The following is a 16,546-nucleotide window of genomic DNA, read 5'->3' on the forward strand; positions in this document are numbered from 1 at the left end:
AACATATGAAACATACGGTGGCCTTTAGTTTATTATCATTACTCATATTTTCTTCTTGTACTTCCCAGCAACAAAAAGGCAAGTATGCTAGTTATCTTAAAAATACTTGGCAAGAGCAATATTTAAATGGACCTATTAACATGCAACGCCAAGTATGTAATTTTTATAAACCTTGGGAAACAATACCAAAAGATAGCTTACAAATGTTTAAGGCAGGTTTTAGTGTGTTACCCGTGGGGGATTTTGGTTATCGTGAATATGATAAATACGGTATTACAACTAAATTTCATCCTTTAAGAGGACAATTGAATCTTTCTATTCCTTATGATTCTGCTGTAGTAAAACATAAAGACGGAAATATATATGTATATATAGAAAAATATTTTAGAGAAGATGTAACGAAAAAGGTAGAATACAGGCAACAGTTTCCTTTAAAAAAACATGTATTTAACCCTTATAGAGTGTATTTAAACAATTATTCATACCAACCCTATCATTTTTATGTAAAAAAAGATAGTACGGCAAAAATGCAAGCTAGAGCGTATAGCTATAATCTAAATAGTGAAGGAGTGATAACGCAAGAGATTGGGGTAACTTTGTGGGATAGAAACTTAGATGGTATTGCTGAAAAAGAAACTCTAAACTTTAAGGCAACTTATAATTATAATGAAAAGAACCAATTAATCAGTAAAAACTATAGTGAGCTGGCTCATGTGCCATATTTTCCTGACCATGATGCTGAATTTTATGATACAGGGTATAAAACTCCTTTTGAAGCATATACTTATGATGAGAGAGGTAATTTAACGTCATTTCGCTTATATACCGATGAAGATAAAAGTAAAAGAAGAATAGTTGCAAAAGAAGAATATAAATACAACGAGCAAAACAATTTAATATGGAAAAGAAAATGGGCAACTTTTGTATATGGAAATCATTTTAAATTGATTAATGATTTAGAATTCAATAAAAAAGGAGAAGTAGCTAAAGTAACCACCTTTGAAAACGATGGCAAAACGGTACACCTTTGGTATCGTTTTGAATACTTTGGATATGATGAATACGATAATTGGACGGGGTTTTTCGTGTATTTAAAAGATAGTAAAAAACCTTTCGGTACAGGAAAAAGAATACTTGAATATTATAAAGAAGAGAAAGAATAAGGCACCAATTAATAAAAAATTATGAAAGAAAAACAAACCTTTTCAGGTACCTATCAAGTAGGAGATAACTCAGAAAAAGATTTTGAGATAACATATAACAATTCTCCTGAAAAAGAAGAAAACACAGCACAGCTTTTAAAGTTACTCAATAGCCCATGGCAATTAATCAAAAACGGCGGTAAGTTTGGTGTAAACAGTGTAAAGCGCTTTTTTACCGTGTTGTTTTTATTTGGGGCTTGCAATACAATACTGTTTTTTTATGCTTTAGCCACACTTTTTAGCTCGGGTTTTGCTTTTGGAAAATTAGCATTTGTGTTTTTAGTATTTATAATTGGTGTAGCACTGACTGTTTTTGCAAGTTATAAAACCTACCAGTACGTTGTTATAGATACCATTCGTGTAATTTATGAAAACCTAGCCAACTTGTTTAAAAAATTAACGGATTTACTAGTAGACAAAACCGAAGCTGTTTTTGATGGAAAAGTAAACCTAAACTCCCAACAATTTTCAAAAGCGATAGATTTAGGAAAAACAGTACACCAAACTTATAGCGGACTGCCTAGTTTTTTAAGAAAGGGCATTGTGTTAATTCTTAATAAAATTCCGCTGGTAGGAATGCTTACAGAGTTAAAAGAAGATATTGTTACAGGAAATAAAGCCGAGGCAAGTACTAAGCTTTATACTAAAATGGATGGTTTTATCACCGAAACCGTATTTGGCAACAATAATACCAAATGGATTTGGTGGTTATTGCCTTTAAATATTATAGGGTTAATAGTCCTGATAAAAATAAAAATAGGGTAAAAAATTACCAGAAATATTAAGGGATAATAGTATACCCCACTGGCGCTCGTTTATAACGAGTGACTAACCTAGATAGCGTTTGCAACGCCAATAAAAATTAAAAGAAAAGCAATGTCAGAGAAATACAAAATAATAGATAGTTCCAAGCCCACTTTTATAACCTTAAAATTGTGTCCTCAGTAACGGAAGAGTTACAAAATATAGTAAGAGATTTTAAAAAATTTACGGCAAAAGAATTAATAAAAATAATAAAAGAACACCGTGAAAGCAGAAGAGAATGGTTATTAAACAAGTTTAGATATGAGGCAAAAAGAACCCAAAGAGCAAAGAATTATAAAGTATGGCAAGACGGTTTCCATCCAGTACTTTTAGATACTATTACGAAAATAGAACAGCGAGTAAACTACATACATAATAATCCAAAAACAGCAGGATTTATCTACCATGAAAGCGATTGGGTAAATAGTAGTTATGCAGTTTATGAAGAAGATAACAAAGAAATGAGTCATGTTAATGTAAATGCTTTATGGTAGGCTTGTTGGGCTGCAGTAATAGGGGGTACTCGTTACAAACGAGCACCAGAGTGTTGTAACAGAGGGGGCAACAACTAATTAGAAAAATTTAAATCAACTATAAAAAACAAAAAGACAACTAAAAATTATGAAAAAACAACTAACATTTCTAATTGCATTATTGTTTAGTGTAATATTAATAGCACAAGAAAAAAAAGTAGCCGTAGTTACCTTTTATTCTGATAAAATGATTGGATTTAGTGACCTTGTAGGAAAAGGAAACGAAATACTAGCCACCAAAATTGCCGATTTAAAAAACAGTCCAGACTTTAATCTTAAACCTATTTTAGAAAAATTTCATCACAAATTTTTTAATGAATACTCGAAAAAATTTCCATTCGAATTGTTGAGAGAACAAGAAGTTTTAGAAAATGAAGCCTATAAAAACTATGACTTGAGTAAGATTGAAGAACGAGCTGTAATGCTTGACAATTATGAGATTTACGATGGTTATAAATATATCAGTGAATCTTGGTTTAAAACTGATGGTGAAAAAGCGATGACAGCTATTTTCAAAGATAAAGCCAACGGAACTATGTACGTTAGAATTCATTTTGATTTGGTAAAAGGTTTTGGAATTGGCGGAACAGGTAGTGTAAAAATGAGAGTATATGCTAGAATAGCACTTTTGAATAATGAAGGAAAACAAATTTTAGCGATCAATGAAAGTGCACAATCTAAAAAAACAGGAGCTATGGTTGCAGGAATTCCAGTGATAGAGCCAAAAAAACTATTGCCTATGTGCGAAAGTGCTATGGAGCGTTTACTAAAAGATTTAAACAAACGTTTACCAAAACTGGTTAAAAAAACGAACAAAAAATTATAGAAATAAATAATAAATCAAACTAATTAAGAATGAAAAAAGTAAAAAGAATACTAGCAAGTTTTATTATTATAACCAGTTTATTATCATGTAGTTCAGGTGATGAAAAGGAATTGCAACCAAATACCCCCGCTACCGCTAGTCTGCGACTAGTGGCATCAAAGTAGCTCAGGGAAAGTTAGGCTTAGCATTTAGAGAATATAAGATAAAGTATAAACAATAAAATAAAAGATTAACAAAAAGAGATGGATTAAGAAAACAGAAAATGAGTAGAAACTATAAATTTCATAACAGTTCGGGATTGTATTTTGTGAGTTTTGCCACAGTATATTGGATAGATGTTTTTGTTAGGGAAGCGTATTATACCATTCTTTCAGAGAGTGTTTCTTATTGCAGAGCAAACAAACAAATGGAAGTATATGCCTATTGTTTTATGCCTAGTCATATTCATTTTATTTTTCGATCAGGGATTGATAATCCGTCGGGACTGCTAAGAGATTTTAAAAAGTTTACAGCAAAAAAAGTAATAGAGGCTATAGAAGAAAACCCTCAAGAAAGCCGAAAAGAATGGATGCTTTGGATGTTTGAAAAAGCAGGTAAGAAGAATGCAACAGTAACCAATAGACAATTTTGGCAACAACATAATAAACCAATAGAATTATGGACAAATGAAGTAATACAACAAAAGATAGATTATATACATAATAATCCAGTATCGAGTGGTTTTGTAACCAACCCCGTAGATTGGAAATATAGTAGTGCTAGAAATTATGCGGAAGATCAAACAGTATTGGAAATAGATAATGATGGACTTTTATATGGACTTATTAATCAAGTACGCCACTAGTCACAGACTAGCGGTAGCGGGGGGACTCAACGAATTATTGAAGTTATAAATTAATTATTATAGTTAAGATATGAGAGATTTAAATGAATTACAATTGAGGAGAAATGGGGAACAGCTTACTGAAGAGCAGTATGAAGCCTTTTTAATAGAGTATAATCTTACTTTACCACAGTCCTATAAAGAATTTATACTATTTAAAAATGGGGGGGGCTCGTGTGGATAGTTATGACGGTGGAGCTTTAAACTTTGGACACTCCATTGAAGATTTTTATCGAATTGGAGAAATCACACCTCTAGGCGTAAGAGATGGTAAAGTACCAAGTGTTCGCTCAATATTGGAACATCCTGAGCTTGTAGATAATATTACATCTAATTTATATCCTTTTGCTGAGTGGGGGGGGGATTTTATTGTATTGGTAAAAACGATTTTAAGATTTATTACATTTATCAAAGTGATGATGAACCGACTTATCTTGCTCCATCTTTTGAGGCTTTTATAGATGGTTTGGAGGAAATACCTGATGAAGAATAATTTTTTTGAACTTTTAAAATATGAGAGATTTAAATGAATTACAGATAAGAAAAAGTGGAGAACTGATATGACTTTTAATCCTGATGGTTTTATTGAAGGAAGATTGCAGTTAGCAGCTGACGATATCCATTTAGTAACGAAAACACATACAGGGAATCATAATTTATATAATAAATTTTTAGATTATATTATTAATAATTAAAAAGTAAAACATGATTATTGAATTTTATTTAAAAACAAATCAAAAACCATCGCCAGCTGATATAAGTGATTTTGAAACACAAATAGGAAAGGTATTACCAGACGATTATAAGCAACACATGCTTAATTGGAATGGGGGAGGAGTACATCAATATAATTTGGAACATGTCAATTTTCCAGAACATTCTGATTATGGCTTACTAGGTTTATACCCTATTAGTCATAGTAAAAGTACGATTTTAAACAAAATGAATGCTTTAAGTTCTGCTTTGCCTAGTAATTATATACCAATAGGCAGAACGAGAGGAGGTGGTACAATATTAATGTCTCTTGAAAATAATGAAACTTATGGAAATATTGAAGTAATGTTTTCCGAAGGAGACATTATAAACATGTCTCCTAACTTTAGTCAATTCTTAGAAGATTTTATCGAAGTAGATGATTAATAAAAACAATGGTATTTGAATTTAAGCTTAGAGCTAGTAATGAAGGTAGCACAGACGATACCCCCGCTCCCGCTAGTCTGTGACTAGTGGCATCAACGTAGCTCAGGGTTAGTTAAGTTTAGAATTTAGAGGATATAAAATAAAGCATAAACAATAAAAGAAAAGATGAATAAAAAGCCCCCGCTCCCGCTAGTCTGTGACTAGTGGCATCAACGTAGCTCAGGGATAGTTAAGTTTAGAATTTAGAGGATATAAAATAAAGCATAAACAAGAAAAGAAAAGATGAATAAAAAGCCCCCGCTACCGCTAGTCTGCGACTAGTGGCATCAACGTAGCTCAGGGATAGTTAGTTTTAGCATTTAGAGGATGTAAGATAAAGCATAAACAATAAAAGAAAAGATCACCCCCGCTCCCGCTAGTCTGTGACTAGTGGCATCAACGTAGCTCAGGGATAGTTAGTTTTAGCATTTAGAGGATATAAGATAAAGTATAAACAATAAAAGAAAAGATTAATAAAAAGAGATGGATTAAGAAAACAGAAAATGAGTAGAAACTATAAATTTCATAACAGTTCGGGATTGTATTTTGTGAGTTTTGCCACAGTATATTGGATAGATGTTTTTGTTAGGGAAGCGTATTATACCATTCTTTCAGAGAGTGTTTCTTATTGCAGAGCAAACAAACAAATGGAAGTATATGCCTATTGTTTTATGCCTAGTCATATTCATTTTATTTTTCGATCAGGGAGTGATAATCCGTCGGGATTGCTAAGAGATTTTAAAAAGTTTACAGCAAAAAAAGTAATAAAGGCTATAGAAGAAAACCCTCAAGAAAGCAGAAAAGAATGGATGCTTTGGATGTTTGAAAAAGCAGGTAAGAAGAATGCAACAGTAACCAATAGACAATTTTGGCAACAACATAATAAACCAATAGAATTATGGACAAATGAAGTAATACAACAAAAGATAGATTATATACATAATAATCCAGTATCGAGTGGTTTTGTAACCAACCCCGTAGATTGGAAATATAGTAGTGCTAGAAATTATGCGGAAGATCAAACAGTATTGGAAATAGATAATGATGGGCTTTTATATGGACTTATTAATCAAGTACGCCACTAGTCACAGACTAGCGGTAGCGGGGGCTAGCAGAGGGTAACAGAGGGGGAATTGTCGTTAAGTCAGGAGGCTTTTCGGAGCTATAAAAAGAAACACAAGAAAAAGTAAAAAGTATAAAAAATGGCGAAGAAACTAGATAAAATAGTAGTAGTAGATATTGAAGCCACTTGTTGGGAGGGTGCTCCTCCGGCAGGTATGGAAAGTGATATTATTGAAATAGGGGTATGCTTATTAGATGTAAACACAGGTGAAATAACAGATAACCGAGGTATAATTGTAAGTCCAGAACGTTCAGAAGTAAGTAACTTTTGTACAGAACTAACCACACTAACACCAGAAATGGTGGCAAAAGAAGGAATTCCCTTTCAGGAAGCCCTTCGCATATTAAAAAAGGAATATGACAGCCAAAGCAGGGTATGGGCCAGTTACGGAGCCTATGATTTAAAAATGTTTCAGCGTCAGTGTGTGGCACTGAACAGAGGATACCCTTTTGGACCATCTCATATCAATGTGAAATCGGTATTTGCATTGAAAAAAAAACTAGCACGTGAACAAGGAATGGCAGGAGCTTTAGAAATACTGAACCTGACATTAGAAGGAACCCACCACCGAGGAGTGGATGACGCAAAAAATATTGCAAAAATTCTTCAATGGATTTTAAATAGCTAAACTACTATTAGTAAGGTAGAAAGTAAAAATTGTAAAAGCAGTTGTATTGCCAATTGCAAAATAAAAATAAAAAAAGCCAGCGGTTATAGGCTGGCTTTTCATTTATGCTCTTATAGGTTGGTTTTGTATCAAGTCTATATACAAATTAATCTGTTTTTTTAAATTTTTTCTTTCGTAAATCGCATCCAAGAACCCGTGTTCTAAAACAAACTCAGAGCGTTGGAAGCCTTCTGGCAATTCTTTACCAGTAGTATCTTTTACAACACGAGGGCCTGCAAAAGCAATTAAAGCATTTGGTTCTGCAATATTAATGTCACCTAACATAGCAAATGAAGCCGTAGTTCCTCCTGTAGTAGGATCCGTACATAATGAGATGTACGGTATTTTTGCATCTGCTAGTTGAGCTAGTTTAGCCGAAGTTTTAACCAATTGCATTAATGATAAGGATGCTTCCATCATACGGGCTCCTCCCGATTTTGAGACCATTAAGAAAGGAATGTTATTACTGATAGAGTAATCAATAGCTCGTGCTATTTTTTCTCCAACAACACTTCCCATAGAACCACCAATAAAGGCAAAATCCATTGACGCCACAACCAGGTCTTTACCCATAGACTTTCCGATAGCTGTTCGAACAGCATCTTTCAAGCCTGTTTTCTTTTGAGCTTCTTTTAAACGCTCAGGGTACTTTTTTGTGTCTTCAAATTTTAAAGGATCCTTAGCCGTTAATTTCGGGTTCAATTCTTCAAATTCATTGTTGTCAAAGAATAACTCAAAGTATTCCTTGCTACCAATACGTACGTGATATCCATCTTCCGGACTCACATACAGGTTCTTTTTTAATTCTTCCGTATCGATTACCTTTCCGCTAGGGGTTTTATACCACAAGCCTTTAGGTGTGTCTTTTTTTTCTTCTGTAGGAGTTTGAATTCCTTTGTCTTTACGTTTAAACCAAGCCATAATAATTTGCCTTTTGTAATTGTTATTAGTATTTGGTTTTCTTCTTCAGTAATTTTTTGTAATCGGGTAAATAGTTTCTCTTAATCACTATTAAAAAGGGCACTTGATTATAATGTGTTTACATTATTTAAATCTTCAAAAGCCTTTTTTAATCTTGCTTTAAATGTTTGTTCTCCTTCACGTAACCACTTTCTAGGATCATAATATTTTTTGTTAGGAATATCATTTCCTTCAGGGTTACCTATTTGAGATTGCAAATATGCGGATTTTTCTGTGATATAATCACGAATACCTTCAGTAAATGCATATTGAAGGTCAGTATCTATATTCATTTTGATAACTCCATAACTTATAGCTTCACGAATTTCTTCTAGCGTAGAGCCTGATCCTCCGTGAAATACAAAGTCAATAGTGTTATGTGGTACCTCGTATTTTTTAGAAATATACTCTTGAGAGTTTTTTAATATTTTTGGAGTCAATTTTACATTTCCAGGTTTATACACCCCATGAACGTTACCGAAAGCAGCAGCTATGGTAAACTGGTCGCTTATTTTCATTAGCTCTTCATAGGCATAGGCAACTTCTTCTGGTTGTGTATATAATTTTGAACTATCAATATCAGTATTGTCAACACCATCTTCTTCACCACCAGTAATTCCTAATTCAATTTCTAAGGTCATACCCATCTTACTCATACGAGAGAGGTATTTTTTACAAATTTCAATATTTTCTTCTATGGGTTCTTCACTTAAATCAATCATATGAGAACTGTATAGAGACTTTCCTGTTTCTGCAAAAAATTGCTCACTAGCATCTAATAAACCATCAATCCAAGGCAATAATTTTTTAGCAGCATGATCAGTGTGTAATATTACAGGAATGCCATAAGCTTCCGCTAATAAATGTATGTGTTTTGCCCCAGCAACTGCCCCTGCTATTGCTGCTTTTTGGTTTTCATTCGATAATCCTTTACCAGCATTGAATTGCGCACCCCCATTTGAAAATTGAATAATTACAGGTGAGTTTAGTTCTTTTGCAGCTTCTAAAACAGTGTTGATAGTGTTAGATCCTACAACATTTACTGCGGGTAATGCAAAGCTTTTTTCTTTTGCTAATTTAAAAATTTCTTGAACTTCTTTACCAGTGGCAACTCCAGCTTTTATCATTGTTTTGTTTTTTATTTTTGGTTGTTTTGATTGACAAATCTACACTTTTTTAACCAAGTATGATGAATTTTTTTACGATAACGTTTTTGTTAAAAAGGATAATTGATACCTATGTTTAGTACTGAACTAGAGAAATTAAAGTTCTTAAACCACGGATTGTTTACCCGGTATGGCTCACGCATTTTGAATCCTAAATCAAGGCGAGCGACTAAAAACTTGAGGTCATACCTTAGGCCAAAACCACCGCCCACAGCCATATCTTTTAGTGACTCAAAACTATTAAGTTTTTCAGAAGAATCAGCAAAGTTTGTATTGTTAATATCCCAAATATTTCCAGCATCAACAAACAACGCTCCTTTTAAAGAAGCTAATACATCAAACCTGTACTCAAAACTAGTTAAAAACTTTAAACTTCCAATATTATACTCTAATCCAGGAGATCTTGTTCCTGGTCCAAGATCATAGGTTCTCCATGCTCTGATATCATTTGACCCACCAGCAAAATAACTTCTAGAAAAAGGAATACCTGAGTCGTTGTAGGTAATAATAGCTCCTAAAAACGTTCGATGAGCCAGTACAGAGTTCCCTCCTAAACTCCAATATTTTTTATATTCAATATCCGTTTTAAAATATTGAGCGACCGGAATTTTAAAAACGGTTTTTTGATCTAAACTATTAGTTTGCCTAGATAAAACACCCATGATATTGCCTGAGTTAGCAATACGAATTTTAAAATAAGAAAAACTTTGATCTTTACTGTTTTGTTGATTATTAAAAGTGAAGCTATAGGCTATTTCAGGAATTAAGAAATCAGAGGTGATAATTAAATATCTATTATAACTGTTAAACGTTTGTAAATATGCCGAAGGGTTTGAGTTCGGAAATGATTCACTTTCAAGTATTTCTGCTACGCTATTTGCTATGGAATAAAAATTGTCAATTGTGTTTTCTGGAAAATCACCGCTGGGGTTGAATAGGTTGTAAATGCCTTTAAGTTTGTTGTACTCAGAATTGTAAATAGAAAAATAATTCTGTACATTCAAGTTACGTATATATTGTGCGTTTAACAATTCTAATTGAATTGTTTTTTGAGAATCAAACTTCCATTTATAATCGATTCCTACCGTGATATTTTGTTTGTCTAACCCTATGTTTTTTTGAATATTGGTTCCAGCGTAGAATTTTGTTTTAGGAAACATTCTTTTGGGAACCAGTTTATGGAAACCAAATGGTGCCATAAAACGTGGTACTTCAAGCGAAACATCTGCTCCAATTTCCCAACCAGGGCCGTTGTTAGAGTTAAAATAAGAACCAAGGGCAGATATTTTAAAAATTTCAGCACCTTTGAATGTGTTTCTATTGATAAGAGAAAATTTCCCAGAGATATCGAAATTTCGAATGTTAGAGCGTGATAGTTCGGTATCAAATCCTAAGGTATATTTTTCAATGGGGGTTAAAAAAATGTTTGCCTCTAATTCGTGATCGTTTAGCTCTTGAAAACGAATAGAAGTTGATTTAAAGTTTTTTAAACCTCTAAGGTGCGTTCTTGTTAAGTTTCGTAAGGTGTCACTGTAAATACTGTTCGGTTTGATAAATAATGATTGTGACAGGAATTTTGGATTGTACCTTAATTTTTTATGAGCAAAAAACTGAACACCTTTATAAGTCGTTGAATCTTTGTATGGGGTATCTTTTAAGTTATAGGAGTAATCAGTAAGAATATTGATTTTTTTTATTTTTTGAACTTTGTATGGTTTTGATACATATTTTCCGTTTTTCTCGACGATGCGATCTGAAATGACAAGCTCAACATTGGTTTTAAGACGTGTCGTATCCACTACATAAAAAGCAATACTCTCATTTTTAACAAAATGGAAAATACCACTATTCCTGAATAATTTAGTAAGTCTATTTGCTTCGTTAATAAAATTCTGATCTTGATATCGTTGTTTGGTTTCTAGAAAGCGTTGGTGCTTGTTTAGTTTGTAAATAGAATCTAAAACCGGAGATTTAATTTCTCGATAGATGGTGTCTAAAAATAAAGGAGCTCCTTTATTTATATGATAGGTAATTTTTCCTTTTTTAAAGGCTATGGTATCTTTTTGAGAAGTGATTTTCGTTTTAAAGTAGCCTTGGTTTTGATAGTATGTTTTTAAGTTTTTTAAAGTGTTTTTTGTTTTTTTATCATCGATAATAATGGGAGCTTGCCCGCTTTGGAGAAACCAATTGTTAAATTTAATAGCAGACTTGGCAACAGAGATACTTTGTTTTTCTGAAAACGTTTTTTTAAAAAAAGAATAGGTTTTAGGGTGCTTCTCTCCCCATTCACTGGGCGTTTTTGGGCCGTCAGGATTTCCTATGTTGTAAAAAGATAGGGCCAAAGGCAAGCCTAAGGTTTTAACGTTTGGACGTTGTATTAAGAGTTCATTTAATTTTTCATTCGATGTTTTTACACTATCAACATAGAGCGTGTTTTTTGTGAGGAGTAGTTCGTTTTCTTTAACGTATTTTATCGTACTACAAGAATTGAATAGAACCAACAATAAGAAATAAAAAGAAAGTTTTTTCATTAACTTTACGCCGCATATTAATTATCAAAAATACTATTTTTTTGGTGGTTTAAAGCGTTAAATATAATTTAATGAGCTTATCTAAAAACAATATAAAACTAATAACTAGTTTACAACAAAAAAAGTATAGGCAGAAGCATAAATTATTTGTTGCGGAAGGAATTAAAGTGGTAAATGAATTATTAGCTTCTAATTTAGAGGTATATCGGATATTTTGTTCCGATGAATCATTGCGTTTTAAAACCATGTCGACTGATGATGTTGTTGTTGTCTCTGAATTTGAATTAAAAAAAATAAGTACGCTAAAAGCACCTAATAAGGTTTTGGCGCTTTTTAAAATAGCGGAAGACGCACTTGTTTCTATGAACCATTTTATAGTGGCCTTAGATGGTGTTAACGATCCTGGAAACCTCGGTACTATTATTCGTTTATGCGATTGGTTTGGTGTGGCGCAATTGGTGTGCTCGAAAAACACTGTTGATTGTTATAACCAAAAGGTAGTTCAAGCGACCATGGGGTCCTTAGGAAGAGTGCAAATAACATACACGGATTTGCCTGAGTTTTTAAAGGATACTGATTTACCCGTGTTTACCGCCGATATGGATGGAGAAAATGTTTACAAAAGCTCGTTGCCAGAAAAAGCCATAATTGTTATGGGAAATGAAGCTAACGGAATATCAGAAGAAATTAAAAATAGTATTAAAAATACACTAGCGATTCCTCGTTTTGGAAAAATTCAAGAAACGGAAAGTTTAAACGTTGCTACGGCTACCGCTATTTTATTGAGTGAGTTTAAAAGAGGGGTGCAGTAATTATAACTTGATACCTATGTGTTTATACGTTCGGTTAATTTTGATTTTCTGTGGTTAGACTTGGGGTTGAAGGGCTATTTATAATTCGGGGTTAAATGAAATCTCACTATTGATAAAGTTTTTGAACAAGTCATATAAATAGAACTCAAGGTCATAACCATTGACAACTTAAAATTATGTAATAAAACACCTTTCCTTTTGATTAGAAAAAGAAAGGATAGAGTAGTATTATGTTAAAATGGAGCATTATAACAGTAGCAGTAGTTAATTTAGAATTTTATTAAACTGATAAAAAAAGCGTTGCATAAGACGCAGATCTTCTGTAACGATATCAGCGGTTCCACGCATTTCTTGTTTGAAGGCTATTTTCTTTTGATAGGAGGTTATTAGTTTTTTAGGCAGTGAGGCATTGATAATATAAAATCCATCTTTATTTGATATTTCTGAAATATTGGTTACGTTTCCTTTAATGACACCAAATTCATGACTTGGGTAATTTTGTAATCGAATATTTACTTTTTGACCAATTTCAATTTTACCTAAATTTTGAGCTGGAGTTTTGAGTTTAGCTATTAAAGAAGAGGTTTTACTGGGGATAATGGTAAACAATAGGTCTCCTTGATTCACTGTTTGGTTTTTATTCCAATAATTTAAGAATGATACAGTACCATTTATTTTTGACGAAAGAACATAATTCATTTCCCAATTTTTAATACTTTTTTTTAATTGATTGAATGATTGAAGTACATTTTTAAGTAGTTTCATTTCTTCTCGTATTCGAGAAATTTCGGTGCTTTTTAATGTTTTGTTACTAGTATGAATAGCTCCTCTCAGTTGAGAGATGGATGCGTTGATGTTTTGAAAATTTCTTGTTGATTGTAAATATTCCAACTGCTTGGTTTCGTAATTTTTTTCGGAAATCACACCTTTGTTAAAAAGTGTTTTACTTCTTTCTAGATCTTTTTGTTTGAATTCTAATTCTTTGGTATTTAATTCTTTTTGCGTTTGTAAGTTGTTTAGTCTTCTATGCATTTCGGCAATAGAAATTTTGTTGGTGAGGGTTTCGTTTGAAAAAGGTTGGAGTTCTTTATTTAGAATATATTGAAGGTAATGGGTTTCAAATGAAGAAAAACTTGATTCTACATCACCTAAAAACAACATAGGAATTGTATTTATTGGAAATTGAAATGAAGTTTTGCTTATGTGTATCGTATCTATGATAGATTTTAAAAAGAACATATCACTATAATTGGCGGTATTCTCTATGATAGCTAAAGGCTGGTTTTTAGTTACTTTTTGATTGTTTTTTACAAAAATGGTGTCAAACTTCCCGTGTACTTTAGCGAACTCTTTTTGGGGTGGAATTTTCGTAGTAATAAGCGCTTCAGAAGAAATAATGTCTGGGTATTTTATGAACCATGATAATAATAATAACATCAAAATGATGCCAAAAATTAAAGTTATTCCCCAGCGTACCATCCATTGAGGGGTACGTGATAGTATTTCTTGAACTTCTTCACTCCGAATTTGAACTTCGTGTCTTTTTGTGTGACTCTTTTGAGAAGAAGTTTCTTTTATGGGAGATTCGTGTTGTTTAATGTCTGATGATGTTTTATGGTTGTTATGCATGTAATCGTTCTAATTCTAGTTGATTTTTCACTAAATTGTAATAACTACCTTTTGCTTCTATGAGCTGATAATGGTTTCCTATTTCAATAATTTTCCCATCGTTAAGTACCACAATTTGATCAGCATTTTTAACGGTACTTAATCGATGTGCAATGACAATAGCGGTTCGTTCTTTAAAAAAATTGTTGAGGTTACCCATGATAATCTTTTCGTTGTTAGCATCTAATGCGCTAGTAGCTTCATCGAAAAATATATACTGAGGGTTTTTGTAAATCGCTCTAGCAATAAATAACCGTTGTTTTTGTCCACCACTTAAACCAAGTCCTTCCATACCAATTTTAGTATTGAAACCTAAAGGTAACGTGTCTATATAATCTTTTATATTGGCTATTTCTACTGCTTTTTTTAATTTTTGTTGATCAACAAAATCTTCTCCAACGGCAATGTTGTTAGCAATAGTGTCATTAAATATATATCCATCTTGCATAACAACACCACTGCAAGCTCTCCAGGTTTCGTGTGAAAGTGTATGGAGTTGATGTTGACCAATAGTCAGTTCTCCTTGGCATGGAGGATAAAATTTTAAGAGTAATTTCATCAAAGTAGTTTTACCACTTCCACTAGCACCAACAATGGCGGTGACTTTATTGGCAGGGATAACTAGGTTTATTCCTTTTAGTACTTCTTCAAAGCTCCCTTTGTATTTAAAGTGAACATTTTTTAAAGTAAGGGCACCGTTGTTGGGTATTTCATAAACTCTAGGTTCATTTGGGTCTTCTTCGTTGTCTTTATTATGAATTTCTGATAACCTCTCTAGTGCAATCTTGGCATCTTGTGCTGAGTGTATAAAGCCTATAATTTTTAATATAGGACTGTTAAGTTGACCAATAATATATGAAATTGATAACATCATTCCAAGGGTAAGTTGACCGTCAATAACGAGTTTAGCCGAAAAAATGGTGATTAAAATATTTTTAAATTCATTAATAAAATTGGACCCTATATTTTGAGTTTGCTCAAGGGTTAAACTTTTTATTTCTATCTTAAACAATCGTGCTTGTAAATATTCCCAGCTCCATCTTTTTTGACGTTCGGCATTGCAAAGTTTTATTTCTTGCATCCCGTTAATGAGTTCCATAATTTTACTTTGTTCATCACCCATTTGTGAAAAACGCTTATAATCTAGATCTTTTCGTTTTTTTAAGAAAAGTAGTATCCAGGTAAAGTAAACAATACTTCCTATAAAGAAAATTATAAATATATTTATGTTGTACCAAGCCAACACCCCACCAAATATGATCAGGTTAAACATTGAAAATAAAACGCTCAATGATGTACTGGTGAGCAACCTCTCAATACGTTGATGATCATTGATGCGTTGCATAATATCACCTGTCATCTTCGAATCGAAGAAAGCAATCGGGAGATTCATAAGTTTGATAAAAAAGTCAGATACTAGCGAAATATTGATACGAGTACTGAGATGCAGCAATATCCAGCTTCTTATGAATTCGATGCCAATTTTACCGATAAATAAGAATAATTGTGCAATTAAAACAAGGTAAATAAAATTGATGTCTTGATTTTGAATTCCGACATCGACAATGCTTTGGGTTAAAAAAGGGAATATCAATTGTAATAAACTACCAGCTAATAAACCTATGATGAGTTGAAATAAATAGCTTTTATACCGAAATAAATAGCGGTACAAAAAAGCGAAGCCTTTACTGGACTCAAGAGTATCATCCTCTTCAGTTTGACGTAGCTTCGGTGTAGGTTCTATAAGCAATGCAATTCCTTCTTTGGTTGTTTTAGTTGCACTGAGGTCAATCCAATGCCCAAGAAAATCCTTAGAATTGAACTTTAATAACCCATGACCCGGATCTGCCACAAAAACAATGTCCTTCTTTATGGCATATACAATTACGAAATGCGTTTGATCCCAATGTACAATACAAGGTAGAGGGGCTTCTTTTTCTAGTTTTTGAAAGTCAATTTTAACACCCAGTGTTCTAAACCCAATTTTTTCAGCAGAATCAGCAATATTTCGCAAACTACTACCTTGTCTGGTTGTTTCTGATAGCGTGCGAAGTTTGGTTAAAGAGATATTTCTTCCGTAAAACTTGGCTAGCATACGTAAACAAGTTGGACCGCAGTCCATTTGATCAGGTTGTTTATAAAATGGGAATTTACTCATTGATTGGCTATTGGTTTTTGGGTTATTTGGTAAA

At 32.8% G+C, this 16,546-nt stretch carries 17 protein-coding genes; 12 read left to right on the forward strand and 5 right to left on the reverse strand.

The features are described from left to right. Positions 1–5 precede the first annotated feature (5 nt). From AC2TDS_RS15185 to AC2TDS_RS15235, 11 genes are all read left to right on the forward strand, one after another. Positions 6–1,163, forward strand: coding sequence for a hypothetical protein (locus AC2TDS_RS15185; RefSeq protein WP_484736427.1), 1,158 nt, complete (start codon positions 6–8; stop codon positions 1,161–1,163). Positions 1,164–1,184: 21 nt separating this feature from the next. Then, on the forward strand, positions 1,185–1,967 hold the full coding sequence (locus AC2TDS_RS15190) for a hypothetical protein (protein ID WP_484736428.1): 783 nt from the start codon (positions 1,185–1,187) through the stop codon (positions 1,965–1,967). A gap of 170 nt (positions 1,968–2,137) precedes the next feature. Continuing rightward, positions 2,138–2,500 carry a transposase gene (locus tag AC2TDS_RS15195; RefSeq protein WP_484736429.1) on the forward strand — a complete coding sequence of 121 codons (363 nt, stop codon included), beginning with the start codon at positions 2,138–2,140 and terminating at the stop codon, positions 2,498–2,500. Between the two features lie 127 nt (positions 2,501–2,627). Beyond that, positions 2,628–3,365 carry a hypothetical protein gene (locus AC2TDS_RS15200; RefSeq protein ID WP_484736430.1) on the forward strand — a complete coding sequence of 246 codons (738 nt, stop codon included), beginning with the start codon at positions 2,628–2,630 and terminating at the stop codon, positions 3,363–3,365. Positions 3,366–3,394: 29 nt separating this feature from the next. Beyond that, positions 3,395–3,529: a hypothetical protein gene (locus AC2TDS_RS15205; RefSeq protein ID WP_484736431.1), complete on the forward strand. Its 135-nt coding sequence runs from the start codon at positions 3,395–3,397 to the stop codon at positions 3,527–3,529. A gap of 98 nt (positions 3,530–3,627) precedes the next feature. Further along, positions 3,628–4,209: an REP-associated tyrosine transposase gene (locus tag AC2TDS_RS15210; RefSeq protein WP_484736432.1), complete on the forward strand. Its 582-nt coding sequence runs from the start codon at positions 3,628–3,630 to the stop codon at positions 4,207–4,209. A gap of 215 nt (positions 4,210–4,424) precedes the next feature. Continuing rightward, positions 4,425–4,709 (forward strand): hypothetical protein, encoded by a 285-nt coding sequence (locus tag AC2TDS_RS15215; protein WP_484736433.1) that lies wholly within the window; start codon positions 4,425–4,427, stop codon positions 4,707–4,709. A gap of 99 nt (positions 4,710–4,808) precedes the next feature. Next, complete coding sequence (locus AC2TDS_RS15220) at positions 4,809–4,943, forward strand: hypothetical protein (protein ID WP_484736434.1); 135 nt, start codon at positions 4,809–4,811, stop codon at positions 4,941–4,943. 10 nt (positions 4,944–4,953) lie between these two features. Beyond that, on the forward strand, positions 4,954–5,388 hold the full coding sequence (locus AC2TDS_RS15225; protein ID WP_484736435.1) for an SMI1/KNR4 family protein: 435 nt from the start codon (positions 4,954–4,956) through the stop codon (positions 5,386–5,388). A gap of 542 nt (positions 5,389–5,930) precedes the next feature. Continuing rightward, positions 5,931–6,512, forward strand: a complete 582-nt coding sequence (locus AC2TDS_RS15230; protein ID WP_484736436.1) for an REP-associated tyrosine transposase — start codon at positions 5,931–5,933, stop codon at positions 6,510–6,512. A gap of 117 nt (positions 6,513–6,629) precedes the next feature. Next, positions 6,630–7,178, forward strand: coding sequence for a 3'-5' exonuclease (locus tag AC2TDS_RS15235; RefSeq protein ID WP_484736437.1), 549 nt, complete (start codon positions 6,630–6,632; stop codon positions 7,176–7,178). 102 nt (positions 7,179–7,280) lie between these two features. Here AC2TDS_RS15235 and accD read toward each other — a convergent pair whose 3' ends face one another. From accD to tamL, 3 genes are all read right to left on the reverse strand, one after another. Then, positions 7,281–8,138, reverse strand: a complete 858-nt coding sequence (gene accD, locus AC2TDS_RS15240; protein WP_484736438.1) for an acetyl-CoA carboxylase, carboxyltransferase subunit beta — start codon at positions 8,136–8,138, stop codon at positions 7,281–7,283. Between the two features lie 107 nt (positions 8,139–8,245). Further along, positions 8,246–9,304, reverse strand: a complete 1,059-nt coding sequence (fbaA, locus tag AC2TDS_RS15245; protein ID WP_484736439.1) for a class II fructose-bisphosphate aldolase — start codon at positions 9,302–9,304, stop codon at positions 8,246–8,248. An 89-nt stretch (positions 9,305–9,393) separates the two neighbouring features. Next, positions 9,394–11,874 carry a translocation and assembly module lipoprotein TamL gene (gene tamL / locus AC2TDS_RS15250; protein WP_484736440.1) on the reverse strand — a complete coding sequence of 827 codons (2,481 nt, stop codon included), beginning with the start codon at positions 11,872–11,874 and terminating at the stop codon, positions 9,394–9,396. A gap of 71 nt (positions 11,875–11,945) precedes the next feature. On the opposite strand from tamL, the gene AC2TDS_RS15255 reads away from it, so the two are divergent. Then, positions 11,946–12,686 carry a TrmH family RNA methyltransferase gene (locus tag AC2TDS_RS15255; RefSeq protein WP_484736441.1) on the forward strand — a complete coding sequence of 247 codons (741 nt, stop codon included), beginning with the start codon at positions 11,946–11,948 and terminating at the stop codon, positions 12,684–12,686. A 264-nt stretch (positions 12,687–12,950) separates the two neighbouring features. Here AC2TDS_RS15255 and AC2TDS_RS15260 read toward each other — a convergent pair whose 3' ends face one another. Together AC2TDS_RS15260 and AC2TDS_RS15265 are read right to left on the reverse strand one after the other, a co-directional pair. Beyond that, positions 12,951–14,315, reverse strand: a complete 1,365-nt coding sequence (locus tag AC2TDS_RS15260) for an HlyD family secretion protein (RefSeq protein ID WP_484736442.1) — start codon at positions 14,313–14,315, stop codon at positions 12,951–12,953. Beyond that, positions 14,308–16,512 (reverse strand): peptidase domain-containing ABC transporter, encoded by a 2,205-nt coding sequence (locus AC2TDS_RS15265; protein ID WP_484736443.1) that lies wholly within the window; start codon positions 16,510–16,512, stop codon positions 14,308–14,310. Before AC2TDS_RS15265 ends, AC2TDS_RS15260 begins: the two co-directional genes overlap by 8 nt. Between the last annotated feature and the right edge of the window lie 34 nt (positions 16,513–16,546).

This window comes from Tenacibaculum profundicola (assembly GCF_057220795.1).

What these genes read in the sequence shown, in the direction of transcription:
- fbaA (WP_484736439.1), bottom strand. Translation starts at nt 9,304, where the DNA reads ATGATAAAAGCTGGAGTTGCCACTGGTAAAGAAGTTCAAGAAATTTTT.
- AC2TDS_RS15190 (WP_484736428.1), top strand. Translation starts at nt 1,185, where the DNA reads ATGAAAGAAAAACAAACCTTTTCAGGTACCTATCAAGTAGGAGATAAC.
- AC2TDS_RS15185 (WP_484736427.1), top strand. Translation starts at nt 6, where the DNA reads ATGAAACATACGGTGGCCTTTAGTTTATTATCATTACTCATATTTTCT.
- tamL (WP_484736440.1), bottom strand. Translation starts at nt 11,874, where the DNA reads ATGAAAAAACTTTCTTTTTATTTCTTATTGTTGGTTCTATTCAATTCT.
- AC2TDS_RS15205 (WP_484736431.1), top strand. Translation starts at nt 3,395, where the DNA reads ATGAAAAAAGTAAAAAGAATACTAGCAAGTTTTATTATTATAACCAGT.
- AC2TDS_RS15255 (WP_484736441.1), top strand. Translation starts at nt 11,946, where the DNA reads ATGAGCTTATCTAAAAACAATATAAAACTAATAACTAGTTTACAACAA.
- AC2TDS_RS15225 (WP_484736435.1), top strand. Translation starts at nt 4,954, where the DNA reads ATGATTATTGAATTTTATTTAAAAACAAATCAAAAACCATCGCCAGCT.
- AC2TDS_RS15235 (WP_484736437.1), top strand. Translation starts at nt 6,630, where the DNA reads ATGGCGAAGAAACTAGATAAAATAGTAGTAGTAGATATTGAAGCCACT.
- AC2TDS_RS15260 (WP_484736442.1), bottom strand. Translation starts at nt 14,315, where the DNA reads ATGCATAACAACCATAAAACATCATCAGACATTAAACAACACGAATCT.
- AC2TDS_RS15220 (WP_484736434.1), top strand. Translation starts at nt 4,809, where the DNA reads ATGACTTTTAATCCTGATGGTTTTATTGAAGGAAGATTGCAGTTAGCA.
- AC2TDS_RS15230 (WP_484736436.1), top strand. Translation starts at nt 5,931, where the DNA reads ATGAGTAGAAACTATAAATTTCATAACAGTTCGGGATTGTATTTTGTG.
- AC2TDS_RS15265 (WP_484736443.1), bottom strand. Translation starts at nt 16,512, where the DNA reads ATGAGTAAATTCCCATTTTATAAACAACCTGATCAAATGGACTGCGGT.
- AC2TDS_RS15200 (WP_484736430.1), top strand. Translation starts at nt 2,628, where the DNA reads ATGAAAAAACAACTAACATTTCTAATTGCATTATTGTTTAGTGTAATA.
- AC2TDS_RS15210 (WP_484736432.1), top strand. Translation starts at nt 3,628, where the DNA reads ATGAGTAGAAACTATAAATTTCATAACAGTTCGGGATTGTATTTTGTG.
- accD (WP_484736438.1), bottom strand. Translation starts at nt 8,138, where the DNA reads ATGGCTTGGTTTAAACGTAAAGACAAAGGAATTCAAACTCCTACAGAA.